The sequence below is a fragment of the Coprococcus hominis (ex Arizal et al. 2022) genome (assembly GCF_040094675.1).
GTDB lineage: Bacteria > Bacillota > Clostridia > Lachnospirales > Lachnospiraceae > Coprococcus_C > Coprococcus_C hominis.
Genome location: NZ_JBBNHG010000016.1, coordinates 27,229 through 46,252, shown reverse-complemented (window position 1 = coordinate 46,252; position 19,024 = coordinate 27,229). Strand labels below are relative to the sequence as shown.

The following is a 19,024-nucleotide window of genomic DNA, read 5'->3' as shown; positions in this document are numbered from 1 at the left end:
GTTTACAAAATGAGATTTTCATTTACAAAGAGGGACTCTTGCGTTACAAACGGGACTCTCATTCTACATTTCACCCTCTTTTTTATGCACAATTCCTCATTTGGTTGATAAACAATAAAAAGTTATCGAAAAACAATAAAAATATATTGACATTCAATAATGAATCGTGTAAAGTGTAGAAAGGTTAAGAAATAAAACGCGCAGTTTAGAAAAGATGTGGGAGGACATATAGGTATGAAAGAAAATAAAATTGCCGGCGCGACGAAGGTCCTGCTGGATATCATGTATTTTGTTGGAATGGTTGTGACGCTGACTTTACCGGTGTCATTCAAATGGTATGGAACTGTGATCAATCCATTTTTCGGAGAATATTATATCTGGATGGTGCTGATCTTCATGACGGCAGGTGTGTTCGCAGTGCTGATTCTAAGAGAGCTTCGGAAGATGTTTCGGACGGTGCTTGCGGATGACTGCTTCGTGAAGGAAAATGTGAAGAGCCTGAACCGGATGGGCATATACAGCTTCGCAATCATGGCGGTGATGCTTTGCAGGATTCCACTTTACTTCACGCCAGCTGTATTTATCATTGTTGTAGTATTTTTGATCGCAGGTCTTTTCTCCCGCGTGCTTGCCATCGTGTTTGACAAAGCGGTGCAGTACAAGGAAGAAAATGATTTTACGATTTAGGGACGTTACCATATAAGAAAAGGCGGTGGTGATATGGCGATAAAGGTGAATCTGGATGTGCTGATGGCACAGAAGAAAAAGGGGCTGACAGAGCTTGCGAAGGAAGTTGATATTACGCTTGCGAATCTGTCGATTTTGAAGAATAACAAGGCGAAGGCGGTGCGGTTTTCCACATTGGAATCGATCTGTAAGGCACTCGACTGCCAGCCGGGAGATATATTGATCTATGAGGATGAAGAGGATAACGACGAATAAGATAGAACGTATCTGGAAAGGAGCGTTTTCAATATGGGAAATGAACAAAAACAAGAAAATTTGAACAATCAGAATATACAGGAACAAGAGCCAAAACAGATGATGCCATATGTAGATAATCAGGATATGAAGGAACGGGCAACCCGGTTTGGAACGGGTGGATTTGCGGCAATCATATACGCGGTTGTGACAACCATCTGCCTGTATAAAAATGCATATGGTATTATGACGGTTTTATTTGCCGCAGCAACGATTGGCTTCTTATATTACGTCTGTTCGCACGCACCGCAGAGTAAGGCGTACGATAACCGCGAGGATAAGACGTCGAATCCGCATACGATGATCTACTATATAGGAATTTTGCTGCTTGGCGTGTCAACGTTCCTGACTGCAGACCGATTCCTGATTACATGTAATTACATAGGAATTTACCTGCTTTCGATGACCGTGTTTTTTACCTGCTTTTGCGATGCGGACAAATGGGGTGTCGGGAAATACATCCGTGCCGTGCTCGGTGCAGTGTTCTCGCCGCTTGGGTATCTGTTCCGCGGGTTCAGTGACTGCTACGTGTATGTGAAGCTTCAGGAAAAGAAAAAATCCAAGGCAATCTATGTGCTGGTTGGTGTGCTGATTGCACTGCCATTTCTGGTTTTAATGTTGATCGTGCTGTCCGAGGCTGATGCCATCTTCAAATACATTGTCGACCGGAGTATTGGAAATCTGCAGTTATCCGGGAATCTGGCAGGCTTCGTGATGATGCTCGTTGCGGTATTTGTCATCGTATATGGAATCTTCTGCAAGATGGTGATACAGCCGCCGAAGATCGACTGTGAAGAAAAGCGGATGGTGGAGCCGATGATCGGTATTACGTTCTGTGGTCTGCTGACTGCATTATATGCAGTGTTCGCAATCATTCAGATCCTGTCGCCATTTCTTGGAAAGCAGATGCTGCCAGCCGGGTATTCGTATTCGGAATATGCGAGACAGGGATTCTTCCAGTTGCTTTTTGTTGCGGCTGTAAATTTGGTAATTGTTCTGGTTTGCAACCGTGCATTTGCAGAAAGCCGGGTGCTTCGGACGATTCTTACGATCATGTGTGGCTGTACCTATGTGATGATCGGCTCTTCGGCAGTGCGGATGTTGATGTACATTCGGGCATATCATCTGACGTATCTGCGTGTGCTGGTGCTGTTTGGACTGCTGGTATTGGTTGTGCTTTTCACTGGCACGATCATCTATCTGTATAAGAATACATTCCCACTGATGAAATATATGATCGTTGCATGTGGCGGTTTGTATATCGCGTTTGCGTTGTCACATCCGGATACGTATATCGCGCGTTATAATCTTGCGTGTGCACGTGCGGATGTGCAGACATGGATGGCGGAGGATGTCGATACGGACGATATGGAGATCCGGCTGATCGACCTGATGCAATATGATCTGCAGGCTGGCTCGGCGGATCGGACGCCTGCGGTGTTTGAGTTTTTGGAGTGGGCACAGGCACGTGGAATCTGGACCGATGAGAACGATGATGAGGCGCAGAGCCTGCTTACCTATCATAGTAATCTATGTACGAGCCGACGGGGTATCCGGACCTTTAATGTGAGCACGTATCGTGGAAAAACGGCACTGGAGAATTACCTGGAAAATTAAAATATGACAGACAGCTATCAGTTAGCGAATCTGGCTGGTATGTGTTGCAGGAGGAAACAGATAGATGGAAGGAAGATTGATTGGCGTCGGAGTCGGCCCGGGAGATCCGGAGCTTCTGACGCTGGCAGCGGTGCGTGCGATCCGGGAGAGTGACTGCATCTTACTGCCAAATGAGAAGAAAGAAGAATGTTATGCTTATAAGATCGTGCGGCAGGTCGTACCGGAGATCGAAGAAAAGGAGATCTGCCCGATGCAGTTTCCGATGACGAAGGATGCGGATGTGCTTCGTGCGGCACAGGATCGCTGCTTTGCCGAGGTGCAGGCACGGATGCGGCAGGGAAAGACGCTTGTATTTCTTACGATCGGTGATCCAAGTGTGTACTCGACCTATCATTATATTCACCGGCGAGTGCTTGCGGCGGGGATGCCTGCGTCGATGATCAGCGGCGTGCCTTCTTTCTGTGCGGTGGCGGCAAGACTTGGAATCTCCCTTGCGGATCAGGGCGAGGAGATCCATATTATTCCGGGCAGCTACGCGGTGGAAGATACCGCGGACTATGACGGGACACGGATCTATATGAAGTCGGGGAAGAAGCTGGAACAGCTGATCGGCATGCTTCGGACAGAGCTTGTGCGGAGAAGACAGCAGGGAGAATATTTGGAGGTCTATGGCGTCTCGAACTGCGGACTGCCGGAGGAACGTGTGATGCATGGGATAGATGCGTTGACACAGGCGGCAAGCTACCTTACAATTGTGATTGTGAAGGTGAAAAAACAGGACAAATAACGATATTTTCATTAAAATTCTTCCAATAACGGATTTGTTCACAAAACAAACATAAATCTGTTATAGAATATGTATCACAGATCAGAGACAGAAGAAAAAAGAGGGAAGGAGAAACCACTTGAGCATATAGAAAGTGGCAGATCGTATATGAAATATGCAATTATAGGAGCCGGTGGATGCGGCGGAAGCATTGGTGCATTCTTAGCGGAAGCCGGACAGGATGTAACATTGATTGCGCGTGGCGAGCATCTTGCAGCAATCAGAGAACATGGTATATGTGTGGAGTCACCAAGCCGGACATTTACCGTGACAGACATAAAGGCAGTTGATGAGGCAGGATATGCGGAGATTCCGGATGTCCTGTTTGTGTGTGTCAAAGGATATTCGATTCCGGATATCATTCCATTTTTGAGAGAACATAGTGATGCGGAGACGTTGATCGTTCCGATCCTGAACATCTACGGAACCGGTGCAAAGCTGCAGCAGGCGCTGCCGGATGCAACAGTTGTAGATGGCTGTATCTACATTGCGGCGGAGATCAAGGAGCCGGGTGTGATCTTACAAAAAGGCGATATCTTCCGTATCGTATTTGGCGCACGGAAGGGACAGGCGCTTTGCCGGAAGATGTTCCTCTTAGAGCAGGAATTAAAGGCAGCAGGCATTGATGCGGTACTTTCTGACCAGATCGAGCGGGATGCATTTCAGAAATACGCGTATGTATCGCCGATGGCAGCCTGCGGTCTGTATTATGATGCGACGGCAGAAGTATTCCAGCGCGCAGGAGAAGAGCGGATGCTTTTGATCCGGTGTATGAAGGAAATCGACGCACTTGCAACAGCGATGGGAATCCCATTTTTGGTTGATATTGAGAAGACGAATCTGGACATCTTAGATGCGCTTGTACCGGAGGCTTCGACTTCCATGCAGCGCGATATCTGGGCAGGAAAACCATCGGAAATCGATGGATTGCTGTATGAGCCGCTTCGTCTTGGAGAACAATATGGAGTAGAGATGCCGAACTACGAGATGATCGTGAAGGTATTGAAGGAGAAGTACGGAGAGTAGAAAGCGTAAATGATTATTATGAACTATACAGCAATTAAGTATATAGATGTGTCGAGTTTTCTAAATGTAATTATGTTTGGAGCTTAGATGTAGTTGATGTTCTGTGGATACACAGCAATGTTTGAACACGATGTTCAAACAAGCCGTCACTGAGCCATGGATGGCGAATTGACGGCGGTTGCGTGCGGTAAGAATATATACAACAGAACATCTAGTACATCTTAGCTTCAATACATCTTATATTTGGAAAATTCGACTCAATATATACAATTGCTGTATAGTTCGTAATAATCTAGACAAAGAAAGGAAGTATGCAGAGATGAAAGAAGTAAAATCACCAAAACGTCCGTTGATCTTCTATTATGGAATCGTGCTGGTAGTATTGCTGGTGTTTAATTTATTTATCACCCCAATGCTGGCAGAGCGGCAGGTAAAGGAAGTTGACTACGGAACATTTATGAAGATGACCGAGGATAAGGATATCGGTCAGGTACAGATCGACAGCACACAGATCACATTTACAGATAAGGCGGAGAGCGCGATCTACAAGACCGGACTTATGCCGGACGATGATCTGACACAGCGGCTCTATGACAGCGGTGCGAAGTTCTCGAAAGAAATCGAGACGAGGACATCTCCATTTATGAGCTTTTTGATGTCGGTTGTTCTTCCACTGTTGTTGTTCTGGATTCTTGGAAGATTCCTCGCAAGGAAGATGATGGAACAGGCTGGCGGTAAGAATTCCATGATGTTCGGTATGGGTGGAAAGAGCAATGCGAAGGTATATGTGCAGTCCACCGAAGGAATTCATTTTACGGATGTTGCCGGCGAGGATGAGGCGAAGGAAAACTTAGCCGAGATTGTCGATTATCTGCATAATCCGAAGAAATATACGGACGTCGGTGCATCTATGCCGAAGGGACTTTTGTTAGTCGGTCCTCCGGGAACTGGTAAGACAATGCTTGCGAAGGCGGTTGCAGGTGAGGCAAATGTACCGTTCTTCTCAATCTCCGGTTCCGAGTTCGTCGAGATGTTTGTTGGTATGGGCGCATCAAAGGTGCGTGATTTGTTCAAGCAGGCAAAGGAGAAAGCCCCATGTATCGTATTTATCGATGAGATTGATGCCATCGGTAAGAAGCGTGACGGCGGCAAGTACGGCGGCAACGATGAACGGGAGCAGACATTGAACCAGCTCTTAACTGAGATGGATGGATTTGAAGGAAATAATGGTGTTATCATTCTGGCGGCAACGAACCGTCCGGAATCCCTTGATCCGGCACTGACCAGACCGGGACGTTTTGACCGGCGTGTACCGGTGGAACTGCCTGACCTGAAAGGCCGTGAGGCAATCCTCAAGGTACATGCAAGAAAAATCAAGGTTGGCGATGATGTAGATTTCCATACGATTGCACGTATGGCATCCGGTGCATCTGGAGCCGAGCTTGCGAATATCATCAACGAGGGCGCGCTTCGTGCTGTCCGTTCGAACCGGACATTTGTAACCGAGGCAGATCTGGAAGAAAGTGTCGAGGTTGTAATTGCCGGTTATCAGAAGAAGAATGCCGTGCTTTCGGATAAGGAGAAAAAGACGGTTGCATATCATGAGGTCGGACATGCATTGGTGGCTGCGTTGCAGAGCCATTCAGCACCGGTACAGAAGATTACGATCATTCCGCGTACATCCGGTGCACTTGGTTACACAATGCAGGTGGAGCAGGCCGACAAATATCTGATGACGAAGGAAGAAATCGAGAACAAGATCGCAACACTCACCGGTGGACGTGCCGCAGAGGAAGTGGCATGTGGTGAAATCACAACCGGCGCTTCGAACGATATCGAGCAGGCAACGAAGCTGGCACGTGCGATGATTACCCGCTATGGTATGAGCGAGGAGTTCGATATGGTTGCGATGGAGACGGTAGAAAACCAGTATCTGGGTGGGGATACCTCTCTTTGCTGTTCTGCAGATACACAGAAAGAGATTGACCATAAGGTGGTCGAGCTTGTGCGCGCACAGCATGAGAAAGCGAAGAAGCTGCTTGTCGATAACAAGCGTCTGCTGGATATTCTGGCAATGCACCTCTATGAGAAAGAGACAATCACCGGTGATGAATTTATGGAGATTCTGAATAAGGAAGGGGGAGCCGCTCTATGAAAAGACACACAGGCTATGGATGGCTGGAACTGATCGAGGGTATTCTTCTTATAATCCTTGGCGCTTTGGCGATTGCATCGCCGGGGGGGATTCTGCGTTGGATTACGATCTTCTATGGTGTGATGGCAATCGTGACCGGAATTACCGATATTATCTTCTATGCCAAGTCGGAACGTTACATTGGGTTTGCACCGTGCGTGTCTCTGGCTGCCGGGGTGATCAGCGTGATCACCGGTCTGGCGCTGATGGCATATCCGCACATAGGCGAACTGGTTGTAACATTGCTGCTTCCGCTATGGTTTATTGCACACAGCGTATCGAAGCTGTGTCATCTTGGATTTATCCGGAGTTTGTACAGAGGAAGGTATTTCTATGTCTCACTGGTCATCAATGTGATCGGTCTGGTAGTAGGTGTGCTGATGATATTCTGGCCGCAGATTGCTTTGTTCTCAGTCGGATTTTTGATAGGTACATACCTGATTATATTAGGAATAGACAGTGTAATATCGGCTTGCAGTAAACTTGGAAGAGATTGGTAAAAAAATATTTATTTTTTAGAAAATTTGTGATAATATACGTAGTTAGATTAAACTAACAGGAGGTAAATATTATGTCAAATTTTTTTAAGAAGATCGATGGAAAGAAAACAGGGATTTTTGCAGCAGGTGTATTGTTCGGAACAGCTGGAATCAAGCTTCTGACAAGCCGTGATGCAAAGAAGGTTTACTCGCATGGTACAGCCGCAGTCCTTCGTGCAAAGGATTGTGTCATGAAAACTGTGACAAATGTACAGGAGAATGCAAGCGACATCTATGCTGAGGCAAAGCAGATCAACGCAGACCGCGAGATCGAGGCTGAGGCACAGGTAGTTGAGGATGAAGCAGAAACAGAAGAGCAGGCGGAAGAAAATGAAATTTGTGATTAAACATGAAATACGGGGCAGAATTCGTTTTCATGTTGCACAGAAGAATATGTCGTACCGGGAAGCCGATATGCTTCAGTATTATCTTGACAGCATGAAACATGTCAGTTCTGCGAAGGTGAATCATTCGACCTGTGATGCGATTGTCTGTTATGAGGGAAACCGGGAAGCGATGATAACGGCGCTCCGGCGGTTCCATTATGAGACGGCAGATGTGCCGGAATCTTATCTTGCTAATTCCGGAAGACAGGTGAATGAAGAGTACAAAGAAAAACTGGTAGATAAGGTTTTGCTGCGGTGTATCAACCGGGTGTTGCTGCCGGTGCCGATTGCGAACACCCTGACTGCCATCCGTTCGGTAAAATACATCACGAACGGATTGAAAACATTAGCAAAACGAAAGATCGAAGTTCCGGTTCTGGATGGCACGGCAATCGGTGTATCCGTATTCCGTGGAGATTTCCAGACAGCAGGTTCCATCATGTTCCTGCTTGGAATCGGCGAGATCTTAGAGGAGTGGACACACAAGAAGTCTGTCGGGGATCTTGCACGGAGCATGTCCTTGAATATCGGAAAAGTCTGGTTGAAGAAGGACGGACAGGAAGTGCAGGTATCAGCAGAATCTATCCACGTGGACGATGAGATTGTCATTCATGTCGGGAATGTAATTCCGTTCGACGGAACCGTTGTTGATGGCGATGCGATGGTGAATCAGGCGTCGATGACAGGTGAGCCTTTGCCGGTACATAAGCAGGCAGATTCCTATGTCTATGCAGGAACGGTGCTGGAAGAAGGTGAGCTTTGCATCCGTGTCCGCCAGGTCGGTGGTTCGAGCCGGTATGAGAAGGTTGTCACGATGATCGAGGAATCCGAGAAACTCAAATCTTCTCTGGAGAGTAAGGCGTCGCATCTGGCAGACAAGCTTGTACCGTATACGTTACTTGGTACAGCCGCAACGTATCTTTTCACGCGGAATGTGACGAAAGCACTGTCGGTCCTGATGGTTGATTTCTCCTGTGCGTTGAAGCTGGCAATGCCGATTTCCGTATTGTCCGCAATCCGACAGGCGAGCAAGTCAAGCATCACGGTAAAGGGTGGCAAGTTCTTAGAGGCGATGGCAGAAGCAGATACAATCGTATTTGACAAGACCGGAACGCTGACGAAGGCAGCTCCGCGCGTGGTAGATGTTGTGTCCTTCTGCGATGAAAATAGCGATGAACTGTTGCGGGTTGCCGCATGTCTCGAGGAACATTTCCCACATTCGATGGCGCGTGCAGTTGTCGATGCGGCAAGCGAAAAGAATCTGGTACATGAAGAAGTTCATTCGAAGGTGTCCTATATCGTGGCACACGGAATTTCTACTACGGTAGAAGGAAGAAAGACCATTATCGGCAGCTATCATTTTGTATTTGAAGATGAGGGCTGCGTGGTTCCGGAAGGTATGCAGGAGAAGTTTGATGCATTGCCGGAGGAATACTCCCATCTGTATATGGCAGTCGAAGGACGGCTGGCTGCCGTGATCTGTATCGAAGATCCAATCCGCGATGAGGCGGCTGATGTGATCCGGACATTGAAAGAACTTGGATTTGCGAAGATTGTTATGATGACCGGAGACAGCGAGCGTACAGCGAGTGCGATCGCACGGAAGGTTGGCGTGGATGAGTATTATTCCGAGGTGCTTCCGGAGGATAAGGCAAGCTACGTGGAGCGTGTGAAGGCAGAAGGTCACAAGGTTATCATGATCGGAGACGGCATCAATGATTCACCGGCACTTTCGGCAGCGGATATCGGTATTGCAATCAGTGATGGTGCAGAGATTGCACGGGAGATCGCGGACATTACCGTTGGAGCAGATAACTTGAATGAACTGATCACATTGCGGAAGATCAGTACCGCACTGACAAGACGAATCCGAAGAAATTACAGAACGATCGTTGGATTTAATACCGGACTGATCGTACTTGGTGTTGCAGGCGTGATCCAGCCGACAACCTCGGCGTTGATGCACAACACATCGACACTGGCAATTGGGCTGCATTCGATGAAGGACCTTGTATTATAAGGAGATAACCTATGCGGTTAATGATAAAGCAGCGCGTATTTGCGTGGACGGATACGTATGATATCTACGATGAATATGGCAATCCAAAATATTTTGTGAAGACGGAATTCTTCAATATCGGTCATCATATGCATATCTATGATATGTATGATCAGGAAGTAGGCGTGATCCATCAGGAGATATTTCATCTGCTTCCGGTGTTCGAAGTCGAGATCGGCGGACGGACAATCGGTCGGATTCAGAGACGATTCTCCCTCTTTACGCCGAGATATGATATTGAATATCATGGCTGGCAGGTGCAGGGTGATCTCTTCGGATGGGATTACGACGTGTATGATGGCAGTTATTGCATCGCACATATCGGCAAGGAATTGTTCCGCTGGGGCGATACCTATGTGATAGACATTGCGAATCCAGAGGATGAGATCTTAGGATTGATGCTCGTACTCGCAATCGACGCCGCAAATTGTAGCAACAATAATGATTAATCAGTGAGAATATAGAATCAGAAAAGGAAACGTTGGGCAGATGAATGTGCAGGAGACAGGAATGTAGCTGCATCTCATCGAGATCTGCTTGATGTTTCTTTTTTTGTTCTTTATAATATAACACAAGTTACATAACAAAAGTTATAAAATGTGGAGGACATTATGCCAAGGGCAACAAAGTTTTTGAAGGAAGATATTATTGAGGCGGCGAGTGCTGTCGTGAAGAAAGAAGGTTTATCTGCGATCAATGCACGGCGGGTGGCAAAGGAGCTTGGATGTTCGGTACAGCCGATCTTCTATCAGTTTGAGAACATGGAGGACTTAAAGCAGGCGACGATCTTACACATCCAGAAGATATACCAGTCGTATATGATCGAAGGCTCTAAGGAAGAGCTGGCATATCGGGGCATGGGACTTGCGTATATCCGGTTCGCGAAGGATTACCCGGATTTCTTCAAGATATTATTTATGGGAGATTCGAAGATTTCTCCGACGGAATTTATTGAGAAGGATAATATGGGAAATCAGATTTTAGAGAAAGGTGCAGAGTTCACCGGTTATGACAGGACGGAACAGGAGGCATTTCACCTGAAGGTGTGGATCTTCACACATGGAATCGCCAGCATGGTTGCAACGGGAACGGTTGCATTTACGGATGAGCAGATTGAAGAACTGCTAACGGACACCGTAAGACAAATGAAGATCGGAAGCATGTATGACAAGAAGCCGAGGGATGAATAAATATGAACCACGGAAATTGCGATATTGATTTCAGTATATATTTTAATATTGATTTATAAAGATATACGATATGTTTGAATCATAGAAGTTCTTAATGTTCTGTAATTATATTAGCCATGTTTGAACACGATGTTCAAACAAGCCGCCACTGAGCCATGGATGGCGAATTGGCGGCGGTGGCGTATTGGATGGAAATATAGATCAGAACATTTAGAACTTCTCAGATTCAATACATTGTATATCGTATAAATCAATATTGAAATATATAGAAACAATATCGCAATTGCTGGGAATAAAAAGGAGAGTGGAAAAGCGAAATGAGCGCAGTTGTAGAAGTAAAGAATCTGACAAAGGAATATAAACAGAAAAAGGCAGTCGATGACCTGTCGTTTGAGATCCGGCAGGGAGAAATCCTTGGGCTGCTTGGTCCAAACGGAAGTGGAAAATCAACCACGATCAACTGCATCCTCTCGCTGTTAAAATACAGCGCGGGAAGTATCAAGATCTTCGGCGAGGAAATGACACCGGATGCCTATAAGATCAAGCGGGATATCGGAGTCATCTTCCAGGAGGTAGCGGTGTTTGAGGAGCTTACGGTGTATGAGAATATTGACTATTTCTGTGGCTTGTACGTGAAGGACAAGCAGGAACGCAAGAAAGATATCGAGGATGCAATTGCATTAGTCGGACTGGATGAATTCCGCAAATATTATCCGAAGCAGTTGTCGGGCGGATTACTCCGGAGATTGAATATCGCATGTGGTATCGCGCACAAGCCGAAGCTGATCTTCTTAGATGAGCCGACCGTTGCAGTCGATCCGCAGAGCCGGAACAACATTTTGGATGGTATCAGGAAGCTGCGGGATGATGGCGCGACAATCTGTTACACGACACATTATATGGAAGAAGTCGAGATTCTGTGTGACCGGATCATCATATTGGATAGGGGAAAAATCATTGCGCAGGGAACGTCCGACGAGTTAAAGGCACTTGCGAAGATCGAGGAGAAGGTTACGATCGAGACGAAGCATTTCAAACCGGAATTCTTAGAGAAGCTGCAGGCGGCACCGAATGTTGACAAGGCAGAATATGCCGGCCATCAGCTTGTAATCACCTATAAGAGCGGCAAAAATAACGTGGCGAAGCTGATCGAGGAACTGAGTGCGGCGGGAATCACCTGCAACAAGATCTTCTCCGAGCGTCCGACGCTCAACGATGTGTTCCTGGAGCTGACCGGAAAGGAGCTTAGAGACTGATGTTTGGACATAACTTTAAGTATACATTCAAAGTCCTGATGCGGAACCGGATGCTTTTGTTCTGGACATTTGTGTTTCCGCTCGTGCTTGGCACGATGTTCAAGCTGGCATTCTCCAATATCGAGAACAGCGAGAAGCTGAACGTGATCCCGATTGCGATTGTCGATAACGAGGATTTTCAGGGAAACGAAGCATTCCGCCGGACATTTGAGACTTTGAGCGATGAATCAAGCGATGAGCAGATGTTTGACACGGTGTATGTGTCGAAGGATGAAGCAGATACGCTGCTTTCGGATGGGGATGTCGACGGCGTGCTGTACATGAATGGCGCGGAGCCGGAGATCTGGATTCACGAAAATGGTATCAACCAGACAGTGCTTCAATATGTGGTAGACGAGATCGTACATACCTCTGCAATCATGGAAAAACGTGTACAAAATGAGATTGAGCAGGGCACTATGCCGGATATCGAGGCACTCTACAAAGACGTAATGGAACAGGTTGCAGGCAGAGAGTCGAACCTGGTCGATGCATCCCGCAAGAACCTAAGCTATACGATGATTGAGTATTACACATTGATTGCGATGGCGTGTCTGTATGGCGGTATCCTTGGAATGACGGCGCTGAGTCGGAATCTTCCGAACATGGGGAATCTCGGAAAGCGTACAGCCATCGTTCCAATCAGCAAGGCAAAGACAATGTTTTCCTCGCTGCTTGCTGCATATTGCACGCAGTTGATCGGGCTTGCGATTCTGTTTGTGTATACAATCTTCGTGATGAAAGTCGATTACGGGGAGAATCTGCCATATGTGATCCTGCTGGCACTTGCGGGGAGTCTGGCGGGGCTGACGCTTGCGATTATGGTGACGACGGTTGTCAAGACCGGCGAGAATGGAAAACTTGGAATCCTGATCGGCATCACGATGGCGTGCTGTTTCCTGTCTGGCATGATGGGAATTACCATGAAATATATCATCGAGAAACATGTGCCGTTCTTAGATAAGATCAACCCGGCGTCGATGATCACGGATGGATATTATGCACTGTATTATTATGGCGTGGACAAGCGTTTCTGGATGGATGTAGCGAGTCTTGGAATCTTCTCTGCCTTCATGCTGCTTGTGTCCGCACAGGGATTAAGGAGGCAGAAGTATGACAGTATTTAAAGCATTTCTGCATGTATTGAACAAATGTAAAGGCATGGTGATCCTGTATACGGCGTTGCTTCTATTGTTCGGTGGTATCAACTCGAAAAGCGGGGATACCGCGAGCCAGTTTACTGCAGACAAGCCGGAAATCGTCATTGTAAATCAGGATGAAAATGTCGGAATCACGAAGAATTTTACGGATTATATTGCGGCACACAGTGAATTGAAAGAACTGAAAAGCGAAGAGGACATAGACGATGCAATCTTCTACCGGCAGGTGGCATTTGTGATCTATATTCCGCAGGGCTACCGGCAGGCGGTACTGAACGGCGAAACCCCGGAACTTCGATATAAGAGCTGCCAGTCGGCGGATGCGAGCTTCGCACAGATGATGGTCGAAAGCTATCTTGCCATACAGCAAAACTACGTGGATGCCGCGCTGCAGGCGAATCCGGATGAAATGAACATATCCCTGAATGAGGCGGAAGTCTGCGAGGATATCACGCAGACGCTGGAGCAGACGTCAACGGTTCATGTGACAACGACACTTGATACAAACAGTATGTCGAAGGCAGCGGGTTATTATAATTTTGCAAGCTACAGTCTGCTTGCCGGTGCGATCTTCGTGATCTGTCTGGTGCTTACGAGCTTTCAGGGGTTGCCGATCCGCAAGCGTATTACGATCAGCAGTATGAATTATAAGAAGCACAATGCGATCCTGCTTGCATCGAATCTGTTATTCGCGATGGCATTATGGCTGTTCTATGGTCTGATCAGTTTTGTGATTGTTGGAAAGGCAATGTTCAGTGCGCAGGGAGCCATGTATCTGGTGAATTCGTTCGTATTTACCTTGTGTGCATTGACGATGGCATTTCTGATATCAAGCATCTTCAACAACAAGGAAGCGGTCAATGGAATCGTGAATGTTGTGGCACTCGGCTCGGCATTTCTGTGTGGTGCATTTATTCCGGTTGAATGGTTGCCGGATGGTGTGCTTGCCGTGGGCCGTATCTTCCCGGCGTACTGGTATATTCAGACGAATGAATATCTGAAGACACTGGAGACGGTAAGTGTCTCGGGGCTGAAACCGGTATTTATCAATATGCTGGCGATGGCTTTATATGGCGTGTTCTATATTATTGTGGCAAATATTGTGTCGGCGAAGAAACGGGTAGTGGCGTAATCTTGAAACAGGTGAAGTGGAAATTCTGCTTCGCCTGTTTTGATGTTTTTAGAAAATTTATGAACAAAAAACAAACGGATGTTCGCAAAAAATCCTTGCATCTAAGAACGTTTGTTCGTATAATGAGGATATGAGTACAGAGATTACAAACAATTACATAGAAGAATATACAACACAGGAGAAGTTGCAGATTCTTGCGGATGCCGCCAAATACGATGTGGCATGTACGTCGAGCGGATCGGATCGCCGGGGAAAGAAAGGAGAACTCGGCAATGCTGCGGCGTGTGGCATCTGCCACAGCTTTGCGTCGGATGGCAGGTGTATCTCTCTGCTTAAGATATTGATGACGAATCACTGCGTCTATGATTGCAAATACTGCATCAACCGTGCAAGCAATGATGTGAAGCGGGCGACCTTCACACCGCAGGAGATCTGCGAGCTGACGGTCGAATTCTACAAGCGGAATTATATTGAAGGATTGTTCTTAAGCTCCGGCGTTCTGAAGAATCCGACATACACGATGGAGAAGATGTGCGAGACATTGCTTCTGCTTCGGACGAAATATCATTTTAACGGCTACATCCATGTGAAGACGATTCCCGGCGCATCGGATGAACTGCTTGCGGCAGCAGGATATCTGGCAGACCGTATCAGCGTGAATATGGAGCTTCCGACGGAGGAAGGATTGCGGACACTGGCACCGAATAAGACGATGCAGACAATCTTAGATCCGATGGGAAAGGTGCGGAACACGATCGCGTCGCATCGGATGGCAATCGGGAAATCCGCACACATGGAGCGAAGCAAAGGCAATCAGTTCCTGAGTCAGAGTATCTTCGGGACAGAGTCGAAGAAGCAGTTCGCGGATGGATTGATGAAGGAGAAGAAAGCAGCACTTGGAACGGAAAATGTTGTGCGTGATGATGCGGGGGCATATGGAAGCATAGATCAAGGGAAGAATCATGGCACAGGTTCAGGTGGTTCGGTAACGGGAGAGACAGATGTGCAGAATACGATTGCGAATCTGGCTGCGAAGATGAACGGAACGGTTCTGGACAGTGCTCTCACATGGGACAACGCATATCAGCTCGCACCGCTCGATATGTCGAAATTAAAGCGGCGGTTTGCACCGGCGGGACAGAGTACGCAGATGATTATCGGGGCAACCGGCGAGAGCGATTATACGTTGCTGCAGACGACACAGCAGTTGTATCAGGGCTTCGACTTGAAGCGTGTATTTTATTCGGCGTATATTCCGCTGAATGAAGATAAGGTATTGCCGCAGATCGGAACACCGCCACCGCTTCTGCGGGAACACCGGTTGTATCAGGCGGACTGGCTGCTCCGGTTCTATGGATTTCAGGCGGGTGAATTGCTATCGGAGGAGAAACCGAATTTCAATGAACTGGTCGATCCGAAGTGTGACTGGGCACTGCGGCATCTGGATCAATTCCCGGTGGAAGTGCAGACAGCAAGCTATGCGATGCTGCTCCGTGTGCCGGGCATCGGACCGAAATCGGCAGGGAGGATCACATATGCAAGACGTTACGGCAGGCTGGATTTCCCTTCCTTGAAGAAGATGGGTGTCGTGTTGAAGCGGGCACAATATTTCATTACCTGCGGTGGCAGGCAGATGTATCACACGCCGATCGAGGAAGGGTATATCACAAGGCAGTTGACCGGTATCGATCAGAAGGATATATGGAAGACGGAGCACGCGAATGAATCGTTTACGCAGATGTCTCTGGCGGATTTCGGGATTGGGTAGATTGTAGCTATGAAAATATATACATGTAAAGACCGGTTGGAGGATATCATGACCTGCATCTATGATGCATGGGTGGAAGCCTTGCGGATTGGTCACAATCAGATACAAGTGAAGAAAGAACCGGTATTTCAACAGACGATGTTTGACGAGTATATCCATGTGGACGGTGATGCCGAAAAGGCAGAGAAGGTGATCCGTTCGATTCGGAGAGATATCTCGGATGAGGCGTACCTGGATGTCTATTATGCAACACTCTCCGCGGAGGAAGATGCATTGCAGGCAATCTATAATTTCCTGCGGGTAGGATTTGCGGTTGGCTGCCGCGTGCTTGATTATTATACGAATCCGCATGTGATGCGGATATTGGAACTGCGGCGGAAGGTGGGAAATGAGAGCCATCATTTCCGGGAATTCGCGCGGTTTCAGTCGTTAAATGGGAAAGTCTATGTGTGCCATCTGGAACCGAAAAGCGATGTGATCATGCTGGTTGGCAGACATTTTGCAGATCGTATGCCGTCCGAATATTGGATGATCATTGATGATACAAGGAAGACTGCGTGCGTGCATCCAAAGGACGGGACGAATTACCTGCGCTATCTGACTGATGCGGAATTTAAGACGCTTCGGAAGACAGAAGAGTACGAGGATGAATATACCGATATGTGGAAGACATTTTTCCATGCGGTTGGAATCAAAGAGCGCGAGAATTATATCTGCCAGCGGAACCTCTTCCCGATCTGGAAGCGAAAACATGCGGTGGAATTCAAGGATTAGATATGGTAGTATCTTGGTAGAAAAGACAGGAGGAACAGATACGATGGCATACTTCTATTTTACAAGACATGGACAGACAATCTGGAATGTAGAGAATAAAATCTGTGGCGCGACGGATATTGCACTTACAGAACTTGGACATACACAGGCAAAGGAATTGGGCGAACGGATCAAGGCAGAAGGAATCCATATTGATAAGATTCTGTATTCGCCGCTGATGCGTGCGGCAGATACCGCAAAGCATATCGCGGAAGTGACCGGCGTTCCGGCAGAGGAAGAACTGCGATTGAAGGAGCAGAATTTTGGACGGTATGAGTCCACACCGCGAAATGGTGCGGAATTTTCCGTTGCAAAGGCGCAGTTTGTCAACAGTTATGATGGTGGGGAGTCCATGCTGAAGCTTTCCCAGAGAATCTATAATCTGCTGGATGATATTAAGAAGGAAGCGGAAAGTGATGGGACGGTGTACCTGTTGGTGGCGCATAACGGAATCTCCCGTATTATTGAGTCGTATTTCCGGGATATGACGAACGAGGAATTTGCAGCATTTGGGATAAAGAATTGTGAGTTAAGAAAGTATGAATTTTAAAGGAATTAGTCGGGTGTTTTCAACAGAAAATGAAACATAATGAGACATATGGGGAGAAGATTTTACACAGATTGGAGAAGATTTCGAGAAATTCCATACAGTACATACCGTTCAGATTGGAAATGCAACAGTCAAATTAATGAGTCAGAGACAGATCGTTGACTATGCGGTTAAATGGATAGAAGAAAACAGAGGAAGATTATAGTGCATGTTGTTGAATGGAGAAGAACATGAAGCGAATCGGATATGCAATAGCAACTGTGATTTTGCTATTGATTGAAGTGTTGATTGCGATATATGTGCATGATGCATTTGTAAGACCATATATTGGTGACGTGCTGGTTGTGGTTGTGATATATACGTTTATAAGAATATTTGTACCGGAGCGATGCAAACTGTTACCGCTGTATGTATTTATTTTTGCGGCACTGGTCGAGGCTTTGCAGATGTTCCATATTGTGGAAGCATTAGGCTGGCAGAAAAATCGTTTCTTAAGTATTCTGGTCGGTTCCGTATTTGATTGGAAAGATATCCTGTGTTATGCCGTTGGGTGTATATTGCTTGGCGTGTATGAGGTGTTGAAGCGAAAGAATGTAAAAGGGAGAACAAATGGCGTTTGATTTTAAGAAGGAATACAAGGAATTTTATATGCCGAAGAACAAGCCGGAGATAGTGAATGTTCCAAAGGCAAACTATATTGCAGTAAGAGGAAAAGGCAATCCGAATGAAAAGGATGGTGCGTATCAGCAGGCGATTGGCGTTTTATATGCAGTTGCATATACACTTAAGATGAGTTACAAGACGGATTACAAAATAGATGGATTCTTCGAATATGTTGTGCCACCGCTCGAAGGCTTTTGGTGGCAGGATGATGTTGATGGGATTGATTACTCGAATAAGGATGCATTTAATTGGATTTCCGTGATAAGACTTCCAGATTTTATTACGAAGAAGGATTTTGACTGGGCGGTAGAAACCGCTACAAAAAAGAAGAAACTGGATTGCTCGTCGGCAGAGTTTATCACGATAGAAGAAGGCTTATGCGTTCAGATTATGCATTTCGGAGCATTTGATGATGAACCGGCGACTGTTGAAATGATGGATACATATTTACAGGAAAATGGATATAAAAATGATCTGTCAAAAGATAGATTGCATCATGAAATTTATCTTTCAGATGCAAGAAAAGTTGCTCCTGAAAAATGGAAAACGGTTATCCGGCATCCGATAAAGAGAATGTAATATGTAGATTATAAAAATTCAGAGGCTGAAAAACGTAATAAACGGGTGCGCATATGCAATTTAATTGCATTGTTATTGATAATGGCATACATGCTATTGAAAGATACAGGAATTTATGCGAACAATCAAGTTATTAGAAATGGATTGAATTTTGCGCAGGGGTTAGCGGTAGGAATACTTTTTAGTGGGATTATAATGTCAAGCCGTTATGGTGCAAAAGTCAAGGCATTTAAGCAGAGATTGTTT

At 46.4% G+C, this 19,024-nt stretch carries 20 protein-coding genes; all 20 read left to right on the top strand.

Annotated features, from left to right (window positions below; genetic code table 11):
- The first annotated feature begins 234 nt into the window (after window positions 1–234).
- Entirely contained in the window at window positions 235–687 is a 453-nt protein-coding gene (locus AAAT93_RS00785; protein WP_021985995.1) for a DUF2975 domain-containing protein, read from the top strand.
- Window positions 688–720: 33 nt separating this feature from the next.
- Window positions 721–942, top strand: coding sequence for a helix-turn-helix domain-containing protein (locus AAAT93_RS00780; protein WP_021985996.1), 222 nt, complete (start codon window positions 721–723; stop codon window positions 940–942).
- A gap of 33 nt (window positions 943–975) precedes the next feature.
- Window positions 976–2,598 carry a DUF4153 domain-containing protein gene (locus tag AAAT93_RS00775; RefSeq protein WP_117780063.1) on the top strand — a complete coding sequence of 541 codons (1,623 nt, stop codon included), beginning with the start codon at window positions 976–978 and terminating at the stop codon, window positions 2,596–2,598.
- Between the two features lie 64 nt (window positions 2,599–2,662).
- Window positions 2,663–3,385, top strand: a complete 723-nt coding sequence (gene cobI, locus AAAT93_RS00770) for a precorrin-2 C(20)-methyltransferase (protein WP_021985998.1) — start codon at window positions 2,663–2,665, stop codon at window positions 3,383–3,385.
- 69 nt (window positions 3,386–3,454) lie between these two features.
- Window positions 3,455–4,450, top strand: a complete 996-nt coding sequence (locus AAAT93_RS00765) for a ketopantoate reductase family protein (RefSeq protein WP_021985999.1) — start codon at window positions 3,455–3,457, stop codon at window positions 4,448–4,450.
- A 319-nt stretch (window positions 4,451–4,769) separates the two neighbouring features.
- Entirely contained in the window at window positions 4,770–6,605 is a 1,836-nt protein-coding gene (gene ftsH / locus AAAT93_RS00760) for an ATP-dependent zinc metalloprotease FtsH (protein WP_021986000.1), read from the top strand.
- Window positions 6,602–7,144: an HdeD family acid-resistance protein gene (locus AAAT93_RS00755; protein WP_021986001.1), complete on the top strand. Its 543-nt coding sequence runs from the start codon at window positions 6,602–6,604 to the stop codon at window positions 7,142–7,144. The genes ftsH and AAAT93_RS00755 overlap by 4 nt, the downstream gene beginning before the upstream one ends.
- A 71-nt stretch (window positions 7,145–7,215) precedes the next feature.
- Complete coding sequence (locus AAAT93_RS00750; RefSeq protein ID WP_021986002.1) at window positions 7,216–7,530, top strand: DUF6110 family protein; 315 nt, start codon at window positions 7,216–7,218, stop codon at window positions 7,528–7,530.
- On the top strand, window positions 7,514–9,589 hold the full coding sequence (locus AAAT93_RS00745) for a heavy metal translocating P-type ATPase (protein WP_021986003.1): 2,076 nt from the start codon (window positions 7,514–7,516) through the stop codon (window positions 9,587–9,589). The genes AAAT93_RS00750 and AAAT93_RS00745 overlap by 17 nt, the downstream gene beginning before the upstream one ends.
- 11 nt (window positions 9,590–9,600) lie before the next feature.
- A complete protein-coding gene (locus AAAT93_RS00740; RefSeq protein ID WP_021986004.1) occupies window positions 9,601–10,077 on the top strand; it encodes an LURP-one-related/scramblase family protein in 477 nt (158 codons plus the stop codon).
- A 162-nt stretch (window positions 10,078–10,239) separates the two neighbouring features.
- The gene (locus AAAT93_RS00735; protein WP_118374040.1) at window positions 10,240–10,818 is read left to right on the top strand and encodes a TetR/AcrR family transcriptional regulator; all 579 of its coding nucleotides are present in this window, start codon (window positions 10,240–10,242) and stop codon (window positions 10,816–10,818) included.
- 317 nt (window positions 10,819–11,135) lie between these two features.
- Window positions 11,136–12,074, top strand: coding sequence for an ABC transporter ATP-binding protein (locus AAAT93_RS00730; protein WP_118374039.1), 939 nt, complete (start codon window positions 11,136–11,138; stop codon window positions 12,072–12,074).
- A complete protein-coding gene (locus AAAT93_RS00725; protein ID WP_118374038.1) occupies window positions 12,074–13,240 on the top strand; it encodes an ABC transporter permease in 1,167 nt (388 codons plus the stop codon). The genes AAAT93_RS00730 and AAAT93_RS00725 overlap by 1 nt, the downstream gene beginning before the upstream one ends.
- Complete coding sequence (locus AAAT93_RS00720; RefSeq protein ID WP_227573526.1) at window positions 13,227–14,405, top strand: ABC transporter permease; 1,179 nt, start codon at window positions 13,227–13,229, stop codon at window positions 14,403–14,405. The genes AAAT93_RS00725 and AAAT93_RS00720 overlap by 14 nt, the downstream gene beginning before the upstream one ends.
- 130 nt (window positions 14,406–14,535) lie before the next feature.
- Window positions 14,536–16,173: a putative DNA modification/repair radical SAM protein gene (locus tag AAAT93_RS00715; protein WP_227573527.1), complete on the top strand. Its 1,638-nt coding sequence runs from the start codon at window positions 14,536–14,538 to the stop codon at window positions 16,171–16,173.
- 9 nt (window positions 16,174–16,182) lie between these two features.
- The gene (locus tag AAAT93_RS00710; RefSeq protein ID WP_227573528.1) at window positions 16,183–16,947 is read left to right on the top strand and encodes a TIGR03915 family putative DNA repair protein; all 765 of its coding nucleotides are present in this window, start codon (window positions 16,183–16,185) and stop codon (window positions 16,945–16,947) included.
- 43 nt (window positions 16,948–16,990) lie between these two features.
- On the top strand, window positions 16,991–17,536 hold the full coding sequence (locus tag AAAT93_RS00705; protein ID WP_227573529.1) for a histidine phosphatase family protein: 546 nt from the start codon (window positions 16,991–16,993) through the stop codon (window positions 17,534–17,536).
- 46 nt (window positions 17,537–17,582) lie between these two features.
- Window positions 17,583–17,741, top strand: a complete 159-nt coding sequence (locus tag AAAT93_RS13625) for an AAC(3) family N-acetyltransferase (RefSeq protein ID WP_118374061.1) — start codon at window positions 17,583–17,585, stop codon at window positions 17,739–17,741.
- 25 nt (window positions 17,742–17,766) lie between these two features.
- Window positions 17,767–18,156 carry a DUF2809 domain-containing protein gene (locus tag AAAT93_RS00700; protein ID WP_330594653.1) on the top strand — a complete coding sequence of 130 codons (390 nt, stop codon included), beginning with the start codon at window positions 17,767–17,769 and terminating at the stop codon, window positions 18,154–18,156.
- Window positions 18,146–18,778 (top strand): GyrI-like domain-containing protein, encoded by a 633-nt coding sequence (locus tag AAAT93_RS00695; protein WP_227573530.1) that lies wholly within the window; start codon window positions 18,146–18,148, stop codon window positions 18,776–18,778. The genes AAAT93_RS00700 and AAAT93_RS00695 overlap by 11 nt, the downstream gene beginning before the upstream one ends.
- The last annotated feature ends 246 nt before the right edge of the window (window positions 18,779–19,024 follow it).